This window comes from Pseudoalteromonas nanhaiensis, from assembly GCF_051235485.1.
Taxonomy (GTDB): domain Bacteria; phylum Pseudomonadota; class Gammaproteobacteria; order Enterobacterales; family Alteromonadaceae; genus Pseudoalteromonas; species Pseudoalteromonas lipolytica_C.
In genome coordinates, this window is record NZ_JBPNYQ010000026.1 from 1 (window position 1) to 26,505 (window position 26,505).

Below are 26,505 nucleotides of genomic sequence, written 5' to 3' on the forward strand. Positions count from 1 at the left end.
CTTCATTAAATGATATGTCGCCAATTGAGTTTGAAAGTGTAAGGAAAAAGTGTGCGGCCTAGCTTGACCAGATCACTAAGTAATATTCACATAGAGGTTAAGAGACGCTTCGCTTTAGAGAAACCAACTTAATAGACATATTGGTTTCCTCTTTCTCTTCTCGTTCACTTCTCTTTGTGCAAAAAGATCTTAGGTAATATTCACAAAGAAGCTAAGAGATGCTGCACTTTATAAAAAATCAAAAATAATCTTGTGGTTTCCTCTTTATCTTCTCATTCATTTCTCTTTGTGCAAAAAAAAATCCTAAGTAATATTCACATAGAGGTTAAGAGACGCTTCGCTTTAGAGAAACCAACTTAAAAGACATATTGCTTTTCTCGTTCTTTTCTCATTCACTTCTCTTTGTGTAAAAAAGTTCTTATTCCAGAGGAGCTACTAAACAAAAACGCCTACACAATGTGTAGGCGTTTGAATATTTCAGAAACTCAAAAACTAGTTAAACCGCTTTTAGATGACTCACTTTAGGCGCAACAATATCGTTTAAAAACTCAGAGAACTCACCGCCTAATTTTTCGTCACGGATACCGTACTCTATAATCGCTTTTAAATAACCTAGCTTGTCGCCACAGTCGTGAGCACGGCCGCTCATGTGGAACGCCTCAACAACCTCAGTTTTCATAAGCTCGTCAATCGCATCTGTTAACTGAATTTCTCCACCCGCACCAGCAGGTGTTTTAGCTAGTAGTGGCCAAATAGCTTTTGATAACACATAACGGCCAACAACCGCTAAGTTAGATGGTGCTTCTTCAGCTTTTGGTTTTTCAACCATCGTTTTAATTGGTGCGCTTTCGCCGGCTTTAATTTTAACACCGCCAATATCAGCAATACCGTACTTGTGAACACTTTCTTGTGGTACAGGTTCAAGCATGATCTGGCTTGCTTTAACATCGTTAAAGCGCTCGATCATAGCGGCAATGTTTTCGGTTTTTTGATCTGCGGTGTAGCCATCTAAAATAACATCTGGCAGTACCACTACAAAGTCGTCATCACCTACGATTGGTTTTGCGCATAATACCGCATGGCCCAAGCCTTTCGCTTCACCTTGGCGAACATGCATAATGGTTACATCTGGTGGGCAAATTGAGCGCACTTCTTCAAGTAGCGTACGTTTAACACGCTTTTCAAGTGTTGCCTCAAGCTCAAAGCTGGTATCAAAATGGTTTTCGATCGCGTTTTTAGAGCTGTGCGTAACTAGCACAATTTCTTTTATGCCAGCTAAAACACATTCATTAACAATGTATTGAATAAGCGGCTTATCAACTAAAGGTAACATTTCCTTTGGAATTGCTTTAGTCATTGGGAGCATACGGGTACCAAGGCCCGCAACTGGAATCACTGCTTTCATAATTAGTCCCTTATTTAATAATTAAATCTACAATAACACCAAACTAACAGTACCAAAGTAGATACAAGCTGAATGATTTTTAATTTTATTTTTCTTGAATACTGATGTTTACAAAGAGTAAAAGAGATACGACTAACCAAATAAAAGTTTCACAAAGAGATTATAAGGCGCTTCGCTTGAGAAAAAACAAAAAGCATTATTATCACTTCCTCATTCTTTTCTCATTCACTTCTCTTTGTGAATAAATCTTCGCAAAATAAATTTCACACCTATATCAAAGGCATATATTTACACAAAGAAACTAAGAGGCGCTGCTCTTTAGAGAAAACAAAAAGCTTTATTATCACTTCCTCTTTCTCTTCTCGTTCACTTCTCTTTGTGAAAATATTTTTGGCACTAAAGTGCCTTCTACGATTTAGGCCTTTGTAAAGGCCTACAAACAACACTGCTCGGCTCAAAACTGACAGCTGAAAGCTATTTCGCCTTAATCACTTCCGAACAAATCGCGAGTATAAACCTTGTCAGCTACATCTTGCAGCTCTTCGGCCATGCGGTTCGATACAATTACATCTGAGATACTTTTAAGCTCATCAAGGTTTTTAATTACACGCGAATTAAAAAATGCTTCGCCCTCAAAGGTTGGCTCGTAAACGACTACCTCAATACCTTTAGCTTTAATGCGTTTCATAATGCCTTGAATCGCAGACGCTCTAAAGTTGTCTGAACCTGACTTCATCACTAAACGGTAAATACCAACAACTTTAGGTTTGCGGTTAATAATTGAGTTTGCAATAAAGTCTTTGCGGGTCGTGTTGGCATCTACAATCGCGCGGATCATGTTGTTAGGCACATCTTGGTAGTTAGCTAATAGTTGCTTAGTATCTTTAGGTAAACAATAACCTCCATAGCCAAACGATGGGTTGTTATAGTGCTTACCTATGCGTGGGTCTAACCCTACACCTTCAATAATTTGCTTTGCATCTAAGCCATGGCTCTCTGCGTAGCTGTCTAGCTCATTAAAGTAAGCTACTCGCATTGCCAAATATGTATTCGAAAATAACTTAATAGCTTCTGCCTCTGTCGAATTTGTAAATAAAATGTCGATGTTATTTTTTACAGCGCCCTCAGCAAGTAAATTTGCAAATGTTTTTGCTCGTTCACTTTGCTCACCCACAATAATACGTGACGGATGTAAGTTATCGTAAAGTGCCTTGCCTTCACGTAAAAATTCAGGCGAAAAAATAATGTTGTCTGTACCAAACTGCTCTTTAACCGATTTAGTATAACCAACAGGTACGGTTGATTTAATCACCATGGTTGCTGTTGGGTTAATTGCCAAAACATCGCTAATTACCGACTCAACAGAGCGAGTGTTAAAATAGTTAGTGTCTGGGTCGTAGTCTGTTGGGGTGGCAATTACAACAAATTCAGCATTTAAAAGGGCTGACTCTTTGTTAGTGCTAGCAGTAAAGTTAAGCGGTTTATTAACTAAAAAGTCGCTAATTTCGGTATCAACAATCGGTGATTGCTTGTTTTGTAATAAAGTAACTTTTTGTTCGTCTATATCTAGGGCGACTACTTCGTTATGCTGCGCAAGCAACATTGCGTTTGATAAGCCCACATAACCAGTACCCACTACTGCTATTTTCATTTATAAATCATCCTTTCAAAAACTTTATAGCCTAGCTTAAAGTCACTTACCCAAGATAAGTAAAGCTAAGCATAAATACTACCATTTGTTATAAATATTAAAAACCAATCTGTTACACAAGGCTTAGCCTTTAAAGTTAACTACTATATTTTCTAGAGGCTCATTTGTGGTAGATTGTTCTCTATTTTGTTTAGCATTCCATACTAAATCGCAAATACCATCAGTAGGGTTAAAGCCAGTAGGTGCGTCTAATAACAGCTGACGAATTGTTTCGTGATCAAAATTATGGCAAGCAATGTCAAACGCTTCTAAAAATACGTTAATTTCGGCAAGCGGCAGCATTACTTCGTTGGCAGTCATAATTCGTTCGTGGCAAGTTTCGCCTACGTTATCACCAATTAATAGCTCTTCATAAAGCTTTTCGCCCGGGCGTAAGCCTGTGCACTCTATAGCAATATCACCATGTGGGTTGGCACTGCTTTTAACCTCAAAACCCGATAGGCGAATCATTTTTGTAGCAAGATCTTTAATTTTTACAGGTTCGCCCATGTCGAGCACAAAAACATCGCCACCTTTACCCATGGCACCGGCTTGTATAACTAACTGGGCAGCCTCTGGAATAGTCATAAAAAAGCGTGTTATATCTGGGTGAGTTAAGGTAATTGGCCCGCCCTCTTTAATTTGCCTACGGAACAATGGTACTACAGAGCCACTAGAGCCAAGTACATTACCAAACCGCACCATACAAAAACGGGTATTATGTTGCTTACCTTTATTTTGCGCTAAACCCTGTAAGCATAACTCGGCCATACGCTTGGTAGCCCCCATAACATTGGTTGGGCGAACAGCTTTATCGGTAGATATAAGTACAAAGGTTTCGACTTTAGCATTCATAGCTGCTTTAGCTGCGTAGTAGGTACCAAATACGTTATTACGTACCCCCTCAACCACATTATGCTCAACTAAAGGCACATGTTTATAAGCAGCAGCATGGTAAACGGTGTGCACACCAAAGGTGATCATTACAGTCTCAATGCGGTTTATACGCTGAACAGAGCCCATAATTGGTACAAGCTCAATATTAAGCTCATTCGCTTGAATATGTTCGCACAACTCTTTTTCGATTGAATATAAACCAAACTCGTTTACCTCAAACAAAATAAGCTTTTTAGGCTGCTGCTTAATAATTTGCCTACACAACTCAGAGCCAATAGAACCACCTGCCCCAGTAACCATAACGACTTTATTTGTTATATTCGCAGCCATTAGCTCAGGTTTTGGCTCTACCGAATCACGGCCTAATAGGTCTTCTATTTCAACTTCTCTAAATTCAGAAAGCTTAGCTTTACCACCTATAATATCGGCCATACCTGGGATCGACAGTATTTGTATTGCTAACGGCTCTAATTGCGCAAGTACCTCTTTACGGCGTGAGCGACTCTCGCTTGGCATAGCCAGCAATATTTTACCAATGTTACGCTTATTAATTAGGGTGTGTATGTCGCTAAATGCATATACGGGTACACCTTGAATTATTGAACCTTGCTTTGTTACATCGTCGTCTATAAATGCACGCACATGGTACTCAGGGCCGGCCTCTAGCGCCGTTGCTAATTGCCTACCTGATGAACCTGCACCATAAATAATAACTTGCTCTTTATGTGAAGTAGCCATTTTGCCGATCATGGCGCGCACTACGATACGTGAACCACCCACTGTTAATAAACAAAGCCAAGCAAAAATAAAAGGCATAGAACGGGGCATCATCACGCCTAAAAAAAACGAGAATATAACCAGCGCTAAAGTAGCTACTAAGGTTCCAATAACAATCGCCCACAATGCTTGAGCGTTCATATATCGCAGCACTGCACGGTATAAACCAAGGTTAACAAAAGTAATTAATGAGGTAGGCAATAACAAGCCAAGAACAAACCAGTACTCAAGCACATTTAGAGGAGCCAAGCTGTCAAGCCGAACAACTAAGGCAAGCCAAAAGGCCGAAAAAATAAAAAATGAGTCAACAACGAGAGTAATAGCACGCTTTTTAGAACGAGGCGCATTAAAGATAGAGTCTATTATTTTATCCACTTGAAATCCCTTTTGTATTAAGCTTGAATTATCAGTTGTCCTAACTGAGCAAAAGCTTAATGATTGTTATACATCCCTATAATATAGCTAGTGAGAGTAAAAATCACCAAAAACTAATACATTTTCACTAATTACTGATTTTTAAAGGCTTTACGGTTTGTATTTCCCTAAAGCCTATACTTACAAAGTATAAAAATTATGTGTTCGCATCTCGCAAACTTGCTATTGCAAAAACCTCTTTAATAACTTGTGTTGTTTTTTCTATCTCAGCTTGTGTTAAAGTCGGGTGCACTAAAAACATTAAAGATGTCTCCCCCAACTCAACTGCATTAGGCAAGCGTTTTTCAGGCCGCCAAGGCGTGTTATCAAAAGCCTTTTCTAAGTAAACCTCAGAACAACTGCCTTGAAAACAGGGAACACCGCGCTCTAATATTTCGTTAACAATTCGATCGCGATCCCAACCTTCAGCTAAGTACTTTGGATTTACGAACATATAGTGTTTGTATTCGGCATGTTCAATATAATCAGGCACATTAACTAAACGAATGCAATTAAACTCAGCGGCTGCGCTATCGAGCTTTACAGCATAAGCTTGGCGTTTTACAGTCCACTCGTTCATACGAGTTAACTGAATACGACCTATAACAGCCTGCATTTCTGTCATACGCCAGTTAGTACCAAAGCTTTCGTGTAACCATCTAAAACCTGGTGGGTGCTCACGGTTATATATTGCATCAAAGCTTTTACCATGGTCTTTATAGCTCCACATTTTACTCCAAAGCTCTTTAGAGTTTGTAGTAACCATACCACCTTCACCTCCTGTGGTCATAATTTTATCTTGGCAAAAACTCCATGCACCTACATGTCCAATACTACCAACTGACTTGCCTTTGTACTTAGCACCATGTGCTTGAGCGCAATCTTCAATTACATAAAAGCCATGCTGTTCACTTAGGGCCATTATGTCATCCATTTCAGCTGGCATACCAGCCAAGTGGACAACAATAACTGCTTTGGTTTTGGGCGTAAGTACAGCTTTTATAGATTCTGCTGTGATAGCTTGGCTATTTAAGTCAACGTCTGCAAATATAGGGGCTGCACCCGCAGTTACAATGCTGCTAGCCGACGCTAAAAATGTGCGAGGAGTGGTAATTACTTCATCACCCTTACCTACATTTAATGCTTTTAAAGCAATATCCAAAGCCAATGTGCCATTACCCAAGGCAACTGCAAACTCACTGCCTACCCAAGTCGCAAATTCTTTTTCAAATTCACGGCCTTCAGTACCAGTCCAATAATTAACTTTATTCGATAAAATAACGCGGCTAACCGCATCTGCCTCTTCTTGAGTAAAGCTAGGCCAAGGAGAAAAAGTAGTGTTTAACATTATTTATACTCAAAAAAGCCTTTTTTAGATTTGCGCCCTAAGTGATTTGCACGCACCATTTTTCTTAATAGTGGATGGGCACGGTATTTTGGATCCCCAGTCTCACTGTAAAGCGATTCCATAATTGATAAATTTACGTCATTACCAATCAAATCAGCTAAAGCCAGCGGTCCCATTGGGTGATGGGCCCCTAATTTCATAGCTTTGTCAATATCTTCTGCTGTTGCAACACCTTCCGCTAATATACTTACAGCTTCGTTGATCATTGGGATAAGCATACGGTTAACAACAAACCCCGGGGCCTCCTGAACTACCACAGGAGATTTCCCTAATCGATTTGTAAAAGCAGTCAACCAATCCACAACTTGCTCTGACGTTTCATGACCAACGACTATTTCAACAAGCTCCATAACTGGTGCAGGATTAAAAAAGTGCAATCCAACTACATTTTTAGGATTAGGTAGAGCGCTGGCAAAAGCAGTTATAGATAGAGACGAAGTATTCGTAGCAACAATTGTATTGTCACTAATAAAGCTTGATAACTTAGAGAATAGATCCATTTTAACAAGGAAATCTTCTGCAACAGCTTCTATAATTAAGTCTGAGGATTTAACATCTTCAATTCCATTACATACTATAAATTTCTTAAATGCTAACTCAGCTTTCTCTTCACAAAGTTTTGATTTACGAACAAGACGAGCTACTCCTTTTTCACAAGCAGCAATTAGATTTAAAGCTTTTTCTTCAGTGCGAGCAATTATTTTTATTTTTGTTATTTCATTACTTGTACAAGCAACTTGCGCTATGCCTGTTGCCATCGTTCCTGAGCCGATAATAGATAATTCCATTACTCTACAATCTCCTTTAGTTTTTTAGCTGGATTGCCTGCAAAAATAAACCTTTCAGGAATGTTTTTAGTTAAGACTCCACCCATACCTAACATTGAGCCATTTTCGAGCGTCAGCCCTTGCCTAATAACAGCACCTGTTCCGACTTCCACTAGTTTACCTAAATTTACATTACCTGAAATAGCAGCCATTGGAGCAACGGTAACAAAATCATTAATTATACTCTCATGGCCGACAGTAACATTAAGGTTTAGAATACAATGTTGACCAAGTTCAATGTCCGTGGTCAAAATAGTTCCTGCGCAGACAATAGCACCAGACGAAATAACTACGGTATTTGATAAGCGAACACTAGGGTGAATTAAGCTTGTAAAACTCGGAGTCCCAAGTTCCATCATTTTATCTACAACTGATTTTCGTACCCTTGGATTACCTATAGCTATAATAAATTCGCAATCTTCTGCATAATCAACCCATGTGTTAATGCTTCCTAAAACCCTAACCCCTTGAAGCTCAGAACCATGAGTTGAAGAGTTATCATCTAAAACACCTTTCACTTTTCGCTTACAGTCACTAGCTAGCCAAATAACTTCTTTGGCAAAACCGCCACCACCAATAACAATAATATCTTTCATTCTTTATCACTCCCTTTAAAAAGTGGCATTGTTACTTCACCATCAGCACTAATACCGTCACGTACGAATACCTTTTTAATAGTCAAAAAAAGTATTTTTAAATCAAGCCACAAGCTTTGATTATCCACATACCAAACATCTAACTTAAATTTATCTTGCCAACTAATAGCATTACGCCCGTTAACTTGTGCCCACCCTGTTAAACCGGGGCGAATATTATGGCGGCGGGCTTGCTCACTATTATAAAGCGGGAGGTACTGCACTAATAATGGTCTAGGGCCAACTAAGCTCATTTCACCTTTTAGTACGTTAATTAACCCTGGTAACTCATCCAAACTAGTTGAACGTAAAAAAGCACCAAACTTAGTCATTCGTTCATTATCTGGTAGTAAATTGCCATACTTGTCCTTGCCATTAAGCATAGTTCTAAACTTCATCATCTTAAACACTCTACCATGCAAACCGGGCCGTAGTTGCACAAATAAAACAGGCTTACCTAATTTTATACGGACAAGTAGTGCAACAATAATGAATACTGGTAATAAAATTAACAAGGCAGTAAATGCCACTGAAAAATCAAAAATGCGCTTAGTCATATATTGCATCTATAAGGGTAGACTCAACTCTTTTAGCCATAATATCTCTCGAAAAGTGTTGGTATGCCAAGACTTGGCAATTAGTTAAAGCTAATTGATATTGTGCTGTGTTATTTAAAAATGAAGATATAGAACAAACAGCGGAATCATAATTGTTTGGGTCTAATACCAGCCCACAATTGTGCTCTATAATCAATTGTTTTTGCCAACCACCATAATTAATTGCAATTGGTGTTTGAGACGCTAATGCGTCAAAAAGTTTATTAGCAGAGTTATGCCACATTTCTTTTATTGGACCAAATAAAGACAATGATAAATCAGCTGCTGAAAGCAGTTGTACAATTTCGGTTTTTGCAACTGGCGGCATAATATATAAATTCTGATTTAAGACACCGGCCTTCTTTGCGCTCTCAATAATGTGCTGCTTTTCCATGCCATCTCCAATTGCTACAAAACATAAATTTGGATCTAGCTTTTTGGCTGACTTTGCAAGCTCGACAATGTAGCCTACTTTGTTAATAAGGCCAAAAGTTCCAGTATAAGTTATAAGCTTACGGCCATTTAGAAATTTCAAGTTAGTTTCTAAATACTTTTTACCAACAGACTCATCCACATCAAACAACTCTGTGTCACAACTATTTGTTGCTAGGGTAATATTTTTTTCCGAAATGTTATGCCTAATAATCCCCTCACACATCCCCGGTGAAAGACCAATTAATCGCTTTGAGTTTTTATAGGTATAATTTTCTAACCAGCTAGCGAGCTTAATCACAAATTTATTTTTTATAACTCCAGTAGCGACTGGTAGTTCCGGCCATAAATCACGAACTTCGAAAACCAAGGGCTTTTTCTTATATTTAGAATAAATTAGACCCGGTACAGCAATTGTTAAAGGTGTGCTTGTTGCAAAAACAACATCAGCTTTTAAAGTCAGAGCTTTCAAGGTAGAACGGACTGAAAAGCTTAAAAACTTAAGGATCCGGCTAGAGAAGCTTAACTTGTTTGAATAGTTCTGATGTAAAACATAAAGCGAGAAACCATCAATTTCAATATAGTTCCATCCTTTGTGTAATTGATAGCTACTAGAGAGATAAGCTGAGCTGGTAACAAAAGTAACTTTATGCCCACTTTTAACAAACCGTTTAGCCATTTCATAAGATCTTGTTCCTGCATTTGATTCAGGTGTGGCAAAATATTGATGCAAATAAAGAATATCAGCCATTAATATTTAACTCCCTTTTTAAAACCCTCATAACATGTTTCCAGTCATAGAAAAGCTTGTACTTCATTTTCAAACAAAACTTAAACCTGCCTAATAAATACCTTACCCCAAATCGTCTACCATCCCAAATATGACCTGACATTGCACATAAATTATGGTCATTCCGATCAATCAGAAAGTCATTGTACCTACATAATGCTGCAAATCGAGAGTCACTAACTTCTTTAGTGTAGGTTTTAGTTAAACTACTATCATTTTCAACAACACAGTAAATAGGTGTGTCATAAGCATCAATACTTTGAGCTAGCACGCCAGTTTTAAGAGAGAAATTAACGTCATTTGAAGCTATCACCTCATCAAACCTTATATTATTTCTTTTAACAAAGTCATTTTTTATTAGCTTGCTCCAAGGAACATGAAAACGATATCTAATTAACTCTTCCTTCGTTTCAATATACATTAAAACTAACTCTTTATAAGAGATATGTCTTTTAGAGTTGTTACCATTCTCAAAACAACTAACAGGAGAAAAATACACTACATCAACAGTTCCTTTAATTTCTTGCTCAATAATATTGAAGGCATTCTCCAAAAAGAAGTCATCCGAATCAGCAAACAAAAGATATTTACCCTTTGCCAAATCTAACCCCGTATTTCTAGCCGCACCAGCCCATTTTTTACCTTTAGTTTGTTGAATTAAAATGGCTCTACTATGCGTAACATCATCAAAAAAAAGATCATCCGAATGATCATTTACTATAATAATTTCTAGCCAATTATATTCTGGGATTGTATTCAGCAGACGAAACAACCCATCTCTTGATTTATAATAAGGTATAATAATTGATAGTTGTATCATGTTAACAAACCTCTTTTATTCATTTTTACAAAAATACCCAACATTAACGCTGAAAAGAATGACATTTTTGACATTTCTATCATAACACCACTTAATTGCGTTAAAGGTAAGGTTAAGCTCCACATAAATACAACTAACGCGTAAACTTTACTTTTGTATGGAGCACTTTTAATCAATACAATTAGAGAGGATAGGATAATCCAAATAACAAATAATATAAAAATTAAAAGGCCTAAAATACCATACCTGTAGATGAAAACAGCTGGTAGCGACTCTAAACTTTCATCACGACCAAGCCCTGAACCAAAAATTGCAAAGTTATTTAATGATGAATTCCAAGCAAAAACCACTTGCTCCAACCTTGTATTCAAGGTACCTGATTCTTCTCTATTAGTTAATAAAGTGGCTAATGATTTAAATGAAATTATATCTGTACTTAATAAAAATGAGCTAATCTCATCTAAAAATATAATAAAAGTTGAAACAACCAAAAAAGGAAAAATTATGAATAAAAACTTCATAATAAAACCCCTTTGTTTATAAACAAAGTATATAAACAAAGAAATAATGAGAGCAAATAACATAGTTTTACTCTGTGAGAAAAGCACCAATACTGAAAAAGAAAAAACAGCCATTTTTCCTTTAAGAGTTTTGTCATAAAGCTCATAATTGATTATAGAAAAGTAAAACATTACTAAAAATGAATAACCTGCATAGTAGGTAGTTCCAAAAAAGGAGACACCACTATTAATCAACTCCACTCTAAAATCTCTCTTATATAAAAAAAAGATAATTGAAGAAAAGTATTCTATAAAAAAAATTTCACATATAACATAGATGATGGATAATGTAGCTACAATATAAATAACTCTTTTTACAAAAAAGTCTGATGACTGAACCATTTTTATTGCAGCTAAACTTGTCAACAGCAACATTAAAGGTCGTAAAAAAGATAAAAAACTACCAAAGTTAAATGAGCTACTTGCAGATTCAATTATCAAGGAACCAATAAGAAGCACCTGTAAAGACATGTAGTAAAATATTATAACACTTAATTTATGATCATTCTTATATATATTAAAACCGAATAAAACAAAATACAAAAAAGAGAACAAGAAGATCAAAACATTTATATGCAAATGAGAATTAATCATAAAAGTTGGCATTAACGGAAAAAAGAATATTATTAAAAAAATCAACTTTGTTCCATTATTGCTACTTACACCTTCATTAATAGACATCAAAAACCTTCTTATCAAGAGGGTATCTCAACCTTGAAAGTTCATATAACCTTGCAAAACTAGTATTTGTATCATGTACATTAACGTCGTTAAAAAGACCTGTTACTTTTATATTTTTGTTTATATGCTCAATAATTTTTTGTTCTGGATCATCTAGGAAATAGCTGATAAAAACTGCACACTCAAATCCCGGCGGATTATATTTGTAAGAGTAATTTGATTTGTTAAGTGCTTTATAATAACCATGATTATCTAGAACTTTCGATATACTATCAAACTTTTTACTATTAAAAAAATCCAATTCAGGAAAACTATCTGAAAGCATTGTGAAAGCATATAAATTAAAAGAATGATATCCTACAGATTTGGAATATAATGACTTTTTACTTTTAAGGTTAAAGAGTGTGTCTATTATGTAATTTGAAAGACCTAAAAAGCCATACTTAACCTCTTTTTTAAAACTAAGTAGCGATGACTTGTGGAATATTATTCCATCATTATATAGATTGACTTTATCAAGAACATTATCTATGAACTTATTAACATCTCGATTAACAGTTTCATTACCTATAAGAGAAGCAGAAGCCGCAAACCAGAGTTGATGATTAAATGTTTTGTCAAAACTACTATAACTACCATCTACATTTAACACTCTCCACAGGCCTCTTTCATGATCAAAACTATGCATGTTATAAAGCTCAATAGCTAAATTTAGGAGGGTATTATCATTAAAGGTTTTATATGCAAAAATCAACGCCTCTATTACCCAAGCTTGCCCCATTAACCCATTAGAAAAGTCTTTTTCTGGATTAAGTCTAAAATGAAATGAGGCATTCATAGGTCTTAATTTTTTAGAATTTAGGGTATTTATAATGTTGTATGCGTCATCTTTATAATGTTTTTCTTTTTTAAATTTATATAAAGTAGATATTATAATTAACCAATGACACAAATTACGACATAATGTTTCACTATCATTATAGGGACCATTAAAGCCGGCTTTAATATTATATGAAGAGCCTAATTTATCATAAGCCCTACTAAATATATCTATGACACTTAACTTATTCATTTTAATTCCAAGTATTTCTTGAACGTTCTTTCATGGTCAAAAATTTCTCTAGCTAAAACCTGATCCTTTTCTAGTCTTTCGTTGCTTTTTTTAAAGTCTGTTTTAGCTACTTCTTTAAATAATTTCACAAGTGAATTAACATTTGTATTATCAGCTATTATTGGGCTATTAATCCCGACACTTTGTAAATGCGCATAACTATCTATTGGCGATAATATATTCTGAACTTTTCTTGATAATGCATATACGATACTTATTGTTAACTGATCATGTTCACCAAAACATATATTAAAATCTGCCTCATCATATAAATCAATTAAACTTTCACCTTCATACCAGCAATCGACTTCTAAAATAATCCGATTTTGCATTTTATAATTTCTGATTGTAGATTTTATCTTATCAAGTACTTGGTTATCACACCCATAAGCAGAAATTATTCTTAAAGTATGTTCATGCGGTTCAGGAAAAGCTTCACAGAAAGCCTCTACCACCTTATCAACATTATTATAGCGATGAAGGGCTCGTGTAGATAAAAAGCTGAGCTTTTTAGTATTACCTATTATTGACTTAATTGGCTTAGGTTTTTCCCACCACTCTTTATTGATCCCCCACGGCATAATTAAAACCTTTCCATTAAACTCAGGAAAATCTACAATAAAACGCTCATAAAGTGAATACCAATTGACAACAATATAATCTACATTTTCTAAGACTTTATAGTAAAGATTCCTCTCTTCTAAGTCAGATGACAAAGCATCCCACTTACCTATATAATCACTGCCATATATATTTAAAATTGAAGTCTTATAGACAATAGAGTCTAGTATACGAAGATTATTTTTGGGGGTGTAATTTCCCTGCAAGACCAAAGTATCATACTCATTTCCTTTCAATAGATATCTTGTATAATATGGAAGTCTAATTCGACTAGAAATAAATTTATTAATTTTATTCAAGAAGCCGGTATATTTCTTACTACCATAAGCTTTATACACTTTAAAATCACATCTCAAAGTACATTCTGTTCGAGCTAAAAGCTCAATTTCAAAATCACTGTCAGCTGTTAATTCATTAAACAAATTAAACCAAACAAGAGCATTACCTCCTGTAGCTTGGCCAAAGAAAATAACTTTTTTCACATTTCACCTTTTAAATACTTTAATATGAAAGAAACAAAGCTTTTGTAATATAATAAAAATGTCCCCAACAGGAGAGAAAACCAAAAAATCAATATTAATTTATATTCAAATACCTTGAGTGAAGAAAAAATTGAAATAACCAAACAAATTAACAACATTATATAGATATTAAATCTATTCACCTTAAGCCAAATATACCTAGATATTTCTGTTTTAATAATAAAGAAAACATAAAAAGAAAAAAATGTACTTATGGCTGCACCATTTGCACCATACTCTGGTATTAAAGTATAATTACCTATTAAATTAATAACTAATGAAAATACCGTAGGTATCAAGCTCAGAGAAGTTTTCTTTTTAACATTTATTCCTACCGCCATAACCTCTGATAATAAATACATAAACGAATAACCTAAACATGCAGGTAAGAAATACTTTATTTCAATATAATTATCAGGAAGGATGTAAGTAACTAACCATGAAAAGATACCTACAAAGCAAAATATTACTAATACTATAAATACCATAAATGATTGTACTTGATTAATAATATCATTAATCTCTACTTCACTTTTCTCTTCTACCCATTTGTATAAAAATGGCGCCCATACACTAGTAATAGCTGTTTTAAAGATTACTCCTATAAATGCAAAACTCATAGCTACTGAGTATATTCCTACATTTTCAAGTGAAGATAATGCCTTAAGTGATATTTTATCTACAGAAGTTAAAAGCCAAAATACAATACTATTTAACGCTAATGGTAAAGAGTAAGCTAGTAAAGAACGAAAAAGCTTCAAATCTATCTCTTGTCTAAAACAAGCGATATAACTGCATATAGTTTTTTTGTTTACCAAGAAGTTATATGCAGAAGTCAGAACCCATGAAGCTGCTACTATATTTAATAGAGTTGTAAAATTAAAACTTAACCTCAAATTTAAAAGGCTATTTATTATTAATACAGAAAGTAGGACTACTATTATTGAAATTTTTTGAATAGATTGTGAGATAGCAAAATAAATAGCTTTTTCTGCCATTCTCAAAAAAACCATACATAATCTAGAAATCAGATTACTATAAAAACATAATATTATTAATATACTATAGCTAATACTCTTAACATCAAACAACATAGAAGACAAAAATGTTGGAAATAGAAGTAAAGTCAATACTGTAATTGTAAATAAAAATAACAAAATAGGAGTTAATACATTGTACAATAGTGTATTTTTGTCTTTAACTGTATTATAAAATCGAATATAAGACTGATCTAAACCTAAGCTGATAAACAGAAATGATAAATTCAAAAATACAACTAATAATGCAAGCCTACCAATATCTTCAGGTTCAAATAACCAAGTCATTAGTGGTAAAGAAATTAGACTAAAAAAGCCCGATGCAAATGGCCCTAGTATGAAAATTGAAATCCTTTTTCTGTTCAACTTCAGTTACTCTTTGATGAATATTCATAATTGTAATAGCCATAGTAGCCATAAGCATTGCTGGCTTTTTTAAGTATACCGTTAAATACTACACCCTTCACATCAATGCCATTTTGCTCAAAGCGATTTCGAGTAAGTTCTAACTCGCGTAGGTGGTTTTGGCCAAAACGTGTTACTAACAGAGTACTGCCAGCATGGGCACTCACTATTGCAGGGTCTGTTACTGCTAAAATAGGCGGCGTATCTATAATTATTAAATCGTAATGCTCTTTGATGGTTTCTATCAGCTTTGAAAAGCGCTCATGCATTAATAGCTCAGATGGGTTTGGTGGTACTTGGCCACGTGTAATTAAATGTAGGTTTGGTATTTTAGTTTGTTTAATTACATTTTTAAGCTCTAACCTGCCAGATAAAAAGTCACTTAAGCCGTTTTCCCATTTTTCGTTAAAGGCTTTTTGTAAGTAACCTTTACGCATATCAGCATCAATTATTAGTACCTTTTTATCACTTTGTGCTAACACGGTTGCTAAGTTAACCGATATAAATGATTTACCTACACCCGGGCTTGGGCCCGAAATTGCAATAACATTGTTTTTTGCCTCCATCATCGCAAAATGTAAGCTGGTACGCAGGCTACGTAGTGCCTCTATTGCTAAATCGGCGGGGTTTTCAACTGCCAATATAGTATTGGCTTGAGTAGCTTTTCGGTTTTTTAGCTTTCCAAACGATACTAACTGATCTTGGTGGTCTGAATACGGCACACTTGCGTAAACTGGTAAGCCCATTGCCTCAATTTCGCTAGGGTCTTCAATCCCTTTATGTAGCGCTTTTTGCACTAATACAATTGCAACAGCAAGCATACCGCCAAGTAAGGTTGCCATAATTACTATTAGCGCTTTTTTAGGCTTAACTGGTTTTGACGTATTTACCTCTGCGTGGTCAATAATACGTACGTTACCTACTGTACCTGCACGCACAATATCAAGCTCTTGAGTTTTAGCCAGTAGCATAGTGTAAATTTGGTTGCTTACCTCTACATCACGGGTTAAGCGTAATAATTCTTGCTGGGTAGAGGGTAAATTAGTTACTTCGCTTGTTAGGTCATCTTTTTGTTTTTGTACTGCTTTAATTTGCTCAAGTATGCCTTGGTAAGCAGGGTGGCCTTTTTTAAATTTACGGCTAAGCTCTAAACGTTGTAGCTCTAACTCTTGTAGCTTTGTTTCTAGCTGCACAATCTGGTCAAGCACGCCTTGTGTTTCAAGCGTTATGTTTACTGATTGCTGTTTAATTTGGTAATCGTTAAAGCGCTTTTCGGCATACTCGAGTTGTTTTTTAACCTCAGGTAATTGTACCTCTAAAAACTCAAGTGACTTTTGCGCCTCTGCGCTATTGCGCTCTACATTGCGGCGCACATATATACCTGCTACTTCCTCAAGTACTTTTTCTGCATAGGTAGAGTCCGTATTCTGTAATGTTAAATCAATAATGCCCGAGTCTTTGCCCTTTTCGCTGGCACCTATAGCTGCTTGTAAATCTAAAATGGTATTTAAACGGTCACGTTTGGTAATAATAAACTCAGTACCTGGGCGCGCATTTAAACTACGTACCGTTAACTCAATAATACCGTTAGAAAGCTCTTGCCCTACTTGCCCAGTTAATACTGTTTCGCCAGCTTCGTTTAATAATGCCAATTGGTTATTTTGTTGCGCTACCACAACAAACTCAGTTCCAATATTAAAGCTAGGTACATCAAACCTAAATACATCAATGCTCTCACCGCCCCATGCATACGAGATTGCACCAAAACTAGGCTGGGCCAGTTCACCCGGTGAGCTTGGTTTAAAACTCCGGTATGCGCGGTTGCCTATAAGTGGAAATAGTTTAGGTTTAACTACCGTATCTAGGTTTAGTTTATCGACTGCCTCGCCAATTACAGAGCGTGATTTTAATAGCTCTATTTCGGTTACTGCGGCTGAGGTACTTTCGAACATGCCACTCATGTCATCAAAGCCAGGTACCGTGGCGCTATTGTCTTCTACCTGTATCATGGCAGTGGCTTGGTAAACAGGCGCTGCATACAAAGCATAAATAACACCCAGCACCATAAAAACGCCGGTAATGGCCATAATAAAAAATTTACGGTCGAGTAAAGCACCCAGTAATGCTATTAAATCAATTTCTTGCGACTCTTGCTGGCTAGTTTGTGTTGTTCGGTTGCTATTATTTAGCGTTGAAGGCTGAGCATTCATTAATGCAGTTTCCTTATAAATACTTTTGCCAAGCGCTGCAGGCGCTGTCGATTAGCTCATAAACATGGGTAAATGCTTCTAAACTCTGACGATATGGGTCGGGGATCTCGGTGTCGTTTAACCATTTGCCTAACAAAAACGTTTTACCTCTTGCTTGAGGATAACGTGCGCACAAGTCAGTTAAATGACGATGTTCCATCACTAAAATAACGCTGTTGTGCTGTACTAATGCTGAATTTATTTGTTGGCCACGGTGCTCTAACATGTTAATACCATACTGCTCAGCAATTTGCTGAGCAGTAGCATCGGCTGGTTTACCTTCTAATGCAGTTAAACCAGCCGAAGTAACAGTAATCCCTTTGTTTTGTAACTTACTTTTAAGTACATACTCGGCAGTTGGACTACGGCAAATATTGCCAGCACACACTACTAATACTGAGTCAAACATACTTATCCTTAGTTTGTATTGGCTACGTCATTAATTCTGTCAACCGTAGAAATAGACGGTAACAATAAGCTTATTACGCGGTTCCAGCGTGCAAGCGGAGCAGAAGTTACATACACAATATCGTGTGGCTTTAACTCAAACTGCTCTGCTAATACCAGTGCTGCTACATTTTTAGCGTGTAATTGGTATACGTCTGCAATTACGCCATCTTTGGCTAAGTCGCGCTTACGTAATACAAAAATACCGTTTGCGTCAGCGCTTGCTTCTCTAATACCACCGGTATCGCTTAATGCTTGAGCTAGGTTTAAGCCATAGCGGTCAATATCTACTGTGCCTGCTTTAATTACATCACCCAATACATACACTTGGTGTTTGTCGTTACGGCTAACATGTACAATATCACCATGTTTTAATAAACGGTTTTGCGAAATATCACCATGGCTGTAAAAGTCATCAAGGCGGATTATTTCTGTTTTGTTACCCGATGTATAAGTTACTTCTCGCCAGTCAGCACGATCAGTAATACCACCTGCGTTGTTTAATACGTCTATAATTGTGAGTGGAATTTCTGTAATTGGGTATACACCTGGGTTTTCTACTTCGCCTGTTACATAAGTTTTTTGACTTCTAAAGCCAACTATTTTTATGTCAACTTGCGGATTTTCAATAACACGACTTAAGCGCTTTACCAAGTCAGCGCGTACTTCTGCAACAGTGCGGCCTGCGGCTGGTATTTTAGGTGCGTATGCATAAGTTATTGTGCCATCTTCTGCTACACGAAAACCATCAAACTCGGCTGTACGTTGTACAGCTGCAGGAATAGTTAACTCTGGGTGATCCCAAACGCCAATGGTTAGTACATCACCCACCCCTAAGCGGTATTGATAATCAGAGGTATCAATGCCTTTTCGGTTGGTTGTATTAACCTGTTTAACTTCGCGTTTTTGAATATTTATTAAAGAAGAATCAATAACTTGAATATTGACTTTTTCGAGGTCTTTTTCTAAGTTTTCTACTTGAGCGCCTGAATCAATACCTTCGTAATGACTACCTGGTATGATTGTACATGCACTTACAGAGAGGAGAGATAAAGTTGCTGCAAGGAGTTTAAATTTGAACGCCATTCTTCTTCCTAAAAGATTATTATATAAGTTTACACTTACTTATTTTAAAGCTGATCAATTAAAGCATGACGGCTTGTTATACGCAAGTTAACAAGGCCTTGAATCAAGGCTAAACACATCTATTTATATACAAAAGCATGACAGTACTATTCACTTGAAAAATGCAGCTAAGGCAGCTTTTTAAAGCACTTTAGTAGTAAGGCTTTTACAATTTCTATGGAGTTCTTTTAAGAAGTAATTAAAGTCGAAGACATAACTGACTTGATTATTCGTAATTTAGCAACTTTGCATTACTATCCATTTACATTGGAACATCCTTAAGTAGGGCGCATTATACAGGCAAGTCTGCATATTTCAAGCTTGGGGATGTTTCTAAAAGAGGTTTAAATAAAAGAGTACTAGAAAATGCTTGTAAGCATAAATAGTTATGCTCACAAGCAAGCCTAGTCTTACATTGGAAATGGCTAAGCTCTTAACCTATTGTAGGCAGGTGTAGGTTATTTAATTAGTAAATAGCCCTTCAATAATGCGCTCGCATGCTTTTCCATCGCCATAAGGGTTATGTGCAAAGCTCATTTCTTTATATGTTTCTTTATTTTCAATCAGCTAACTCACCGCGTTTATAATTTTATCGGTGTCTGTGCCTACTAACTTAACGGTACCTGCAGCGACTGCTTCTGGGCGTTCTGTAGTATCACGCATTACTAACACAGGTTTGCCTAAACTTGGCGCTTCTTCTTGTACGCCACCTGAGTCTGTTAAAATTAAATACGCTTGATTCATCAAAAAAATACAAAAGGTATGTAATCTGTTGGTGTTACAATAATCACAAAATCGGCATCTTTCAATGCTAAGTGCTATCTGTAGCTGCCGAAAAATGCGAACCTTTATTCCTTAACAAGGCTTCGATTTCTACATCGATAATTTGCGACTTTCCTGCATTGATAAAACACGTTTTTCTTAGACAGTATCAAGCAAATAGCTTGGTTATGCTAAGCAAGTAACATAGCATTTGATAATTGTTACTTTAATTAAACTTTACTAGGGTAATAATCGCTTTTTGAGTTCATTTTCTAAATGCTGCGCGACTTCAGTTGAGCGGTAGTTACGTACAGATTGACGAGCAAATGAGCTCAGTAATTCGTAGTCTTGAGGTGCCATTTCTAATAATTCGACGATTGTATCAGCAATAGAATTTTTATCTTTCACATTAAAAAGTAAGCCGTTTTTACCATGGATAACTATGTCATTCACTGGGCTTATATTAGATGCTAAAACAGGTGTTCCGCATGCAAGGGCTTCTACAGCAACTAAACCAAAACTTTCTCTATGAGTTGGAAAAATAAAAGCATCCATTTCACTATACTTATCAACTAATTGGTTTGGTTCTAATGCCCCATAATATGTAACCAATGAAAATAAATTTTTTTGTGATATTGTGTTTTCTAATTCGGCAACCTCTGCGCCTGTGCCATAGATATTCAATCTTAGTTTGCTGCTCAATTCAGGGTGAGACTTTCTAATTAACACTAAAGCTTCTAGCAATTCTTGCCACCCTTTACCCTCATCTATTCGAGAGACGTATCCTAAAGTAAAAACAGACGGGGAGGGGCTAATTGTTGGTTTAAATACATCAAAATCTACACCACCAGACGGAGACACAATAATTTTGTCTTTATTATACCAAGGGTATAACTCAAGTAGTTTGTCTTTAAAATAAGAAGATGGAACAACAACTGCTGCGCTTTTTTTTAAAATTAACTTAGAAGCAAACCCCATCACTTTATGCATAGTTGTACTACCAACAAGATCATCACCATGAATATTTACTACGTACCTTGGCTTTCCGACCAATAAAAAAGGTATAAGACAAAGGGTCGAATATGTTAAATAATGAAAGTAAATGAAATCATAGTTCCGCTTACTTATTGCACATACCCCACTTGCAATAAATTTGATATAGCAAAAAAGCTTTTCATAACCTGAAGCACGATAATCAATAACCACTTTACTTACAATATCATTCCCTTGTGCTTGAAGCTGTTGATAATTTTTACCTACAAAACTACCAAACGAGGGATCTTTTTTTGATGGGAAAAGGTTTGCAATAAAACAAATCTTACTCATTTCTTAACCTTTCTAAAACGCTCTAATCTCTTTTTAGCAAGTCCAGGAAATAACGAAGCCAGCCATGCTCTCAGTAACTTACCAGCAATAGGAAGAGTAAAATATTTAAATACAGTTAACAGGCTTACCTTTTGTTCACTACTGTAATAAACCAAAAAATCAAAACACTTTTTGTTTCTTTTTGACATTAAATGACCATACCGGTCGTAAAATTGTTGAAACCCTACAGAGCGATTCTTTTGATTATCCGTAATTCTGGGTTTGTCGTGGGCTGTATGCACTATATATGAAGGCGTATTTATTCTTTTTGCAGCACCAAATGTTAAAATCATCCGAGTCCACAGTTCCCAATCCTGAGATGAGACAACTGACTCATCAAATAGCCCAGCCTCTATTAAGCGCGCTCTCTTGGTAAGAACTTGATTAGACGCTTGATTGAAGTTTAACTGTGCGTCTATATCAATGATCATATCTGAATTTAAAATAGGCCGTTGAGTTTGACCATAATCCCAGATATAACCACTGCAAACAAAGGCATATTTGTCTTCAAATGCCTCAACTAAGTCTGCGATTCTCGTCGGCAAAAACTCATCGTCATCATCAAGGCCAGTTGCATACACACCTTGAGAATGTTTAATTGCATAGTTACGAGCACGGCATGCGCCCTCATTTTTACCAAAACTGTGAAAGCGGATATTTTCATTTTCGTCAGCTATCTGCTTTAAATACTCAATAGTCCCATCTGTAGAGCCATTATCAACTATAAATATTTCTATGTTTTGATAAGTTTGTTTTTTTACCGACAAGACAGCTCTTTTAAGAAGCGGAAGTCGGTTACAAGTTGGTATCCAAACACTCACTAGAGGTTGGCATGATGTCATGAGTTACTCCTACTTTCCGTGTCTACCCATAATAGCGATACAAAACAACCAAGTGAAATTCCTAACGTGCCTGAAAACCAAACATGGCCACTCAACTGCGATAAAAATAGCAAGATAATTGTACCTGCTAATACCGCAGGACTATAAATAGATTCAGGCCTAACACATTGCTTTAAGGCTTTAATAAACGTAAAAAAGTAAAAAGAAGAACATACAAATAAGCCTGTAAAGCCAAAATAAACTAATACATCAATCGCATCAATTTCAGCAGAATATTTTATAGGTATAAACTCAGCGACTCCTGCAGTTCCAACCCCTATAAGTTGCTGCCAAAACTCTAGGTAGTTCACATAAACAACTAAAAGCTCTTTTGCAAACTCATCCCTTCCAGATAAAATTATTCCTAAAACTCCTTTTTGGCTCAGTACCCACATAAGCCTGTCGTATAAGCCTAAAGCCATGAGTAAGTCGTTAATTAGATATATAATGACCGCAATAACACAGAACATAGGTACAAGAATATATAATTTCAGCTTAGTCATTTTAAACAGCCTTTCTCTTTCATTAAGAATAGGTACTATAAACACAAGACTTACAGCAGCGAGCATGGCAGTTTTCGTGGCTACAAGTAGGCCACAAAGCACAGTAAATAAAGAAAACACGATGTACCACTTACGCTTATAGTTCCAACACATATGAAGCATAAAAGAAAAAAGCACAACCATGGTCGCACCTAACTCGTTTGCCGCATATATAAAGCCATTAGACCCCGCGGTTTCACCATCCCTTAATTGATAGCTTGAGCGACCAAAACCTAACGCCCCTAAAAATAAATTAAAACAAAGGATGGCGAAATTACTTATTAATATTCTTTCAAGCCATTTTCTGGTGAATAGATCCCAACGCATAGCCAATAAACCAAAATAAATAAAAATAGACATCGGCATTAAAATTTTATACACATTAGAAAAGTCAGTGATAAAAAAGAATGTATCTGCTTCTGACAGCAGTTGAAATACCGGCCCCATGAGCAGTATTGTTAATAAACTACATAAGAAAAGAAAATACCGAGGATCAAGCCTCAATACGAGAAGCAATACCAATCCAGTTAATGGTAATTTGTATAGCAGAGATAGCTTTAAATCTACCCCTAACTGAAGAACAGTAAATCCTGCGGCAACATCAGCAAGTAGATAAAGGCTCATCATAAATACGCATAGTTTATCAGCGTATGAAGGCCCATCCTCAATAGAAAAAAAGCGCTTTAACATTAGAAGTTACCGGGCTCTTTTTTAAGAATTTCTCTGTAAGCTATAACGTAGTCGTCGGTAGACTTGACAATCTTAGCGGGGTTTCCAGCAGCAACCACTCCATCAGGAATATCTTTTGTGACAACACTTCCTGCCCCAATGATACTGTTACTTCCAATTGTGACTCCCGGTAAAATAATGCTCCCCCAGCCGATGAAAACATTATCACCGATGGTAATTGCTTTTCGATAAGAGCGTCGAGAACCTTTCCTATAGCTGTCTTTGTGAACCACTAGCTCTTTTAAAAACAATGTAGGGGAAGCATCGTGACCTAAAAGCGTTGCCCCAGTAATGGTACAATCTTTGCCAATATAAAAACGGTCACCTTTAGATGAAGACGAGAGCTTAGTATCAATAATAAGTGTATTTTCTCCAATCTGAGCACCTTGTCTGGTGTACTTTTGGATATTCAATGCATAGCCTAAGCTTTCAATCTTGGTCTGTAATTGTTCAGATCTAACGACTCGATTAATTACTTTTAATAAATAATAGAATAACTTAGAAATCACCTGCTAACTCCTTTGCAAGCACACGCCAGCTAAATTTATGTTCTGCAAGCTCTCTATTTTCATATTGCAACTGAGTATATTGCGCATCAGGTAAAGCCATTAAGCTTTTCATTCCTTTGGCAAAAGCTGAAGCTGAATACTCATCGGTCAAGATATTACTTGATGACTCTAAAATCTCACTCGTTGCGGTTACTACGTTACCGCTCGATTTCGCACCGATAATAGGCAAACCTGACGATAAAGCTTCTAGAATGGTTTGCCCTAAAGGCTCGTATGTTGAAGACATAATGAAAAAGTCAGCTGCTTTATAGTAATTCTCAGGGCAACTTTGTCGGCCTAAAAAGATAACTCGATCACTAACATTTAAGCTTTCACAAAGTGCTCGCAATTCAGCCTCTTCAGCACCTTCACCTAGTAACCAAAGCGAGGCGTTATTGTCATCTAAAAGCTTTAAAGCTTCAATTGCGGTATCAAACCCCTTTGCTTTCACAAAGCGGCCTATACATAAAAAAGCCTTGCTATGCACAGATAAACCTAGCTCATTTTTTAATTGAGACTTTTCAGCTTGTACCGCCAAACTAAATCGAGACAAACTAACGCCAGGCTTGCAGATCCTCATTGCTTTCGAGCGGTTGATATTTCTGATTTGCTGCTGCATGTTTTCGCTGAAAACAAACAATTTATCAGCACTATTAAATGCCAAACGTTGCACAGTTTTATGCAAAAAAAATGATAAGCGCCCTTTTAACTTAAGCAGCATATTATCACTAGCCCTGTAGCTTGCTTTTGTTTCGTTAGCGACAACTCCTGGTACTAAGTAGACAATATTTTTATATTGTAAGGCTTTTAAATACAGAACATTGAAGTGAAAACGACAAATAGTTAATACCGGTGAGTGACGCTGTAAAATTCTTTTATAAAGCTTAACCGCATTATAAGTCTGCTTTAACACTCGCCCAAAACCTCCACTGCGTCCGAAACGGTAGCGATAAATGGTAACACCCTCTTCTATTTCGATTTCAGGCAACTCTTTGTTTTCAGGATTTAGGTCACTGGCTACAATAATAACCTCATAGCCCAGCTGAAGGTACTCTTGTGCTAAGTGATAAAGCGAGTTCTCAATTCCACCAATATTAGGCTTATATTGATTACTCGTGAGCAACACACAAGGCTTCACATGTTCAGTAGTCATATTCTTAAGCCTTTTCTCTTAATGCAAGAATAAATGCAACAATTAGAGAAACAAGGCCTCCAAGAAATGTTATCCCTAAACAAATAAGTGCGCGAGATGGGCCAGATTTTTCTTCAGGGTAAATAACCGGAGATAAAGGCTTTAAAAGGTGAAAGTCACCAACTGTAGACAATAACTTTGAGCGAGTTTGATCAGCAATAAGTTCGTAGAATAGAGAGCGTAATTCAGCAACATTTGTTTCCGCTGCTTTCTCTTGTAGGTAATTAATAGCTTCTTCAGCTTCATTGCGGTCTTTGTCGCGCCAAAAGGCGTTGATATCTTCAATTAACCAATTAGTAATATTAACAGATAACTCAGGTGAAAGTGCTGTCACCTTTAACTGAACAAGTCCCTTTTTTTTCATATAGAGTATATCAAAGCTGCCTAGGAGAGAAATATAACCCTCCCAAGGTGAAGGCTCGACACCTTTACCAGGGGGCGGAGTCCTTACCCATTTTTTTTGCTCGGCATCGTAAACCTCAGGGTTGTAAATGTATCTATCGGTGCTTTGGTCCCACTCTTCCAAGGCGAGTAGTTCTGGTAATAGGTTTCTCTTTTCTATGACTGATTGAATAAAACCTCGGCTTCCCATAAATTCAATTGCAGTTTCAATTTCGTCAGCCTCTGAACCACCAAGAGAAATTCCTGCCATACTTGCAAGACCACCAAATTGACCTGCTAATTTATTAAGGCCTCCCCCTTCTTTCGCGTTAGATGGGATCAAGTAGACTTTTGCTGTGTATTTATTTGGTTGCTGCATAGCAACATATACAGAAAATGCTGCCGATAGTAGAGTACCTATTACTACTACCCATTTATACTTCATTAACCTAGAAAATGTTAAGTTTATACCTTTACTTTCCATGGAGTTTATCAACCAACTGACTACTAAAAGTCAGGCATTATAGCAAATGAAGGAATGATTAAAATAGATTTAGAAACTTTAGTTATACCCGCGAATATTTCACTAAAAATGGAAATAAAACTAGCGTTAAGTAATTGCATCTATGAAATGTTTTTTGAATTAGCTATCATGGC

At 36.4% G+C, this 26,505-nt stretch carries 22 protein-coding genes and 1 pseudogene; all 23 read right to left on the minus strand.

What is annotated here, in order from left to right:
• Positions 1 to 496: 496 nt before the first annotated feature.
• The 23 genes and pseudogenes from galU to ACSFVZ_RS17600 all read right to left on the minus strand — a co-directional run bounded on the left by galU (position 497) and on the right by ACSFVZ_RS17600 (position 26,332).
• Complete coding sequence (galU, locus tag ACSFVZ_RS17490; protein ID WP_135923387.1) at positions 497 to 1,405, minus strand: UTP--glucose-1-phosphate uridylyltransferase GalU; 909 nt, start codon at positions 1,403 to 1,405, stop codon at positions 497 to 499.
• Positions 1,406 to 1,889: 484 nt separating this feature from the next.
• Complete coding sequence (locus tag ACSFVZ_RS17495) at positions 1,890 to 3,056, minus strand: nucleotide sugar dehydrogenase (RefSeq protein WP_435559307.1); 1,167 nt, start codon at positions 3,054 to 3,056, stop codon at positions 1,890 to 1,892.
• A gap of 123 nt (positions 3,057 to 3,179) precedes the next feature.
• A complete protein-coding gene (locus ACSFVZ_RS17500; RefSeq protein WP_435559308.1) occupies positions 3,180 to 5,144 on the minus strand; it encodes a polysaccharide biosynthesis protein in 1,965 nt (654 codons plus the stop codon).
• Between the two features lie 196 nt (positions 5,145 to 5,340).
• Entirely contained in the window at positions 5,341 to 6,531 is a 1,191-nt protein-coding gene (locus tag ACSFVZ_RS17505) for a DegT/DnrJ/EryC1/StrS family aminotransferase (protein WP_435559309.1), read from the minus strand.
• Positions 6,531 to 7,379: a 3-hydroxyacyl-CoA dehydrogenase family protein gene (locus tag ACSFVZ_RS17510; protein WP_435559310.1), complete on the minus strand. Its 849-nt coding sequence runs from the start codon at positions 7,377 to 7,379 to the stop codon at positions 6,531 to 6,533. Before ACSFVZ_RS17510 ends, ACSFVZ_RS17505 begins: the two co-directional genes overlap by 1 nt.
• A complete protein-coding gene (locus ACSFVZ_RS17515; RefSeq protein WP_435559311.1) occupies positions 7,379 to 8,014 on the minus strand; it encodes an acetyltransferase in 636 nt (211 codons plus the stop codon). Before ACSFVZ_RS17515 ends, ACSFVZ_RS17510 begins: the two co-directional genes overlap by 1 nt.
• The gene (locus ACSFVZ_RS17520; RefSeq protein ID WP_435559312.1) at positions 8,011 to 8,610 is read right to left on the minus strand and encodes a sugar transferase; all 600 of its coding nucleotides are present in this window, start codon (positions 8,608 to 8,610) and stop codon (positions 8,011 to 8,013) included. Before ACSFVZ_RS17520 ends, ACSFVZ_RS17515 begins: the two co-directional genes overlap by 4 nt.
• Positions 8,603 to 9,832 (minus strand): glycosyltransferase family 4 protein, encoded by a 1,230-nt coding sequence (locus ACSFVZ_RS17525; RefSeq protein ID WP_435559313.1) that lies wholly within the window; start codon positions 9,830 to 9,832, stop codon positions 8,603 to 8,605. Before ACSFVZ_RS17525 ends, ACSFVZ_RS17520 begins: the two co-directional genes overlap by 8 nt.
• Positions 9,825 to 10,691, minus strand: a complete 867-nt coding sequence (locus ACSFVZ_RS17530; RefSeq protein WP_435559314.1) for a glycosyltransferase family 2 protein — start codon at positions 10,689 to 10,691, stop codon at positions 9,825 to 9,827. The genes ACSFVZ_RS17525 and ACSFVZ_RS17530 overlap by 8 nt, the downstream gene beginning before the upstream one ends.
• Positions 10,688 to 11,932, minus strand: a complete 1,245-nt coding sequence (locus ACSFVZ_RS17535; RefSeq protein WP_435559315.1) for an O-antigen polymerase — start codon at positions 11,930 to 11,932, stop codon at positions 10,688 to 10,690. The genes ACSFVZ_RS17530 and ACSFVZ_RS17535 overlap by 4 nt, the downstream gene beginning before the upstream one ends.
• Positions 11,922 to 13,004, minus strand: a complete 1,083-nt coding sequence (locus ACSFVZ_RS17540; RefSeq protein WP_435559316.1) for a hypothetical protein — start codon at positions 13,002 to 13,004, stop codon at positions 11,922 to 11,924. The genes ACSFVZ_RS17535 and ACSFVZ_RS17540 overlap by 11 nt, the downstream gene beginning before the upstream one ends.
• Complete coding sequence (locus ACSFVZ_RS17545; protein WP_435559317.1) at positions 13,001 to 14,146, minus strand: hypothetical protein; 1,146 nt, start codon at positions 14,144 to 14,146, stop codon at positions 13,001 to 13,003. The genes ACSFVZ_RS17540 and ACSFVZ_RS17545 overlap by 4 nt, the downstream gene beginning before the upstream one ends.
• The gene (locus ACSFVZ_RS17550; RefSeq protein ID WP_435559318.1) at positions 14,143 to 15,588 is read right to left on the minus strand and encodes an oligosaccharide flippase family protein; all 1,446 of its coding nucleotides are present in this window, start codon (positions 15,586 to 15,588) and stop codon (positions 14,143 to 14,145) included. Before ACSFVZ_RS17550 ends, ACSFVZ_RS17545 begins: the two co-directional genes overlap by 4 nt.
• A gap of 2 nt (positions 15,589 to 15,590) precedes the next feature.
• Positions 15,591 to 17,837, minus strand: a complete 2,247-nt coding sequence (locus ACSFVZ_RS17555; protein ID WP_435559319.1) for a polysaccharide biosynthesis tyrosine autokinase — start codon at positions 17,835 to 17,837, stop codon at positions 15,591 to 15,593.
• A 13-nt stretch (positions 17,838 to 17,850) separates the two neighbouring features.
• On the minus strand, positions 17,851 to 18,285 hold the full coding sequence (locus tag ACSFVZ_RS17560) for a low molecular weight protein-tyrosine-phosphatase (RefSeq protein ID WP_435559320.1): 435 nt from the start codon (positions 18,283 to 18,285) through the stop codon (positions 17,851 to 17,853).
• Positions 18,286 to 18,293: 8 nt separating this feature from the next.
• Positions 18,294 to 19,409 (minus strand): polysaccharide export protein, encoded by a 1,116-nt coding sequence (locus ACSFVZ_RS17565; RefSeq protein WP_435559321.1) that lies wholly within the window; start codon positions 19,407 to 19,409, stop codon positions 18,294 to 18,296.
• 501 nt (positions 19,410 to 19,910) lie between these two features.
• A pseudogene (locus ACSFVZ_RS17570) lies at positions 19,911 to 20,257 on the minus strand (UDP-N-acetylglucosamine 2-epimerase); the annotation flags it as partial.
• A 193-nt stretch (positions 20,258 to 20,450) separates the two neighbouring features.
• Positions 20,451 to 21,536 (minus strand): glycosyltransferase family 4 protein, encoded by a 1,086-nt coding sequence (locus tag ACSFVZ_RS17575; RefSeq protein ID WP_435559322.1) that lies wholly within the window; start codon positions 21,534 to 21,536, stop codon positions 20,451 to 20,453.
• Positions 21,533 to 22,417 carry a glycosyltransferase family 2 protein gene (locus ACSFVZ_RS17580; RefSeq protein ID WP_435559323.1) on the minus strand — a complete coding sequence of 295 codons (885 nt, stop codon included), beginning with the start codon at positions 22,415 to 22,417 and terminating at the stop codon, positions 21,533 to 21,535. The genes ACSFVZ_RS17575 and ACSFVZ_RS17580 overlap by 4 nt, the downstream gene beginning before the upstream one ends.
• Positions 22,414 to 23,688 carry an O-antigen ligase family protein gene (locus ACSFVZ_RS17585; RefSeq protein WP_435559324.1) on the minus strand — a complete coding sequence of 425 codons (1,275 nt, stop codon included), beginning with the start codon at positions 23,686 to 23,688 and terminating at the stop codon, positions 22,414 to 22,416. The genes ACSFVZ_RS17580 and ACSFVZ_RS17585 overlap by 4 nt, the downstream gene beginning before the upstream one ends.
• Entirely contained in the window at positions 23,688 to 24,236 is a 549-nt protein-coding gene (locus tag ACSFVZ_RS17590; RefSeq protein WP_435559325.1) for a DapH/DapD/GlmU-related protein, read from the minus strand. Before ACSFVZ_RS17590 ends, ACSFVZ_RS17585 begins: the two co-directional genes overlap by 1 nt.
• Positions 24,226 to 25,428 (minus strand): glycosyltransferase family 4 protein, encoded by a 1,203-nt coding sequence (locus ACSFVZ_RS17595; RefSeq protein WP_435559326.1) that lies wholly within the window; start codon positions 25,426 to 25,428, stop codon positions 24,226 to 24,228. Before ACSFVZ_RS17595 ends, ACSFVZ_RS17590 begins: the two co-directional genes overlap by 11 nt.
• 4 nt (positions 25,429 to 25,432) lie before the next feature.
• The gene (locus ACSFVZ_RS17600; RefSeq protein WP_435559327.1) at positions 25,433 to 26,332 is read right to left on the minus strand and encodes a Wzz/FepE/Etk N-terminal domain-containing protein; all 900 of its coding nucleotides are present in this window, start codon (positions 26,330 to 26,332) and stop codon (positions 25,433 to 25,435) included.
• Positions 26,333 to 26,505 lie beyond the last annotated feature (173 nt).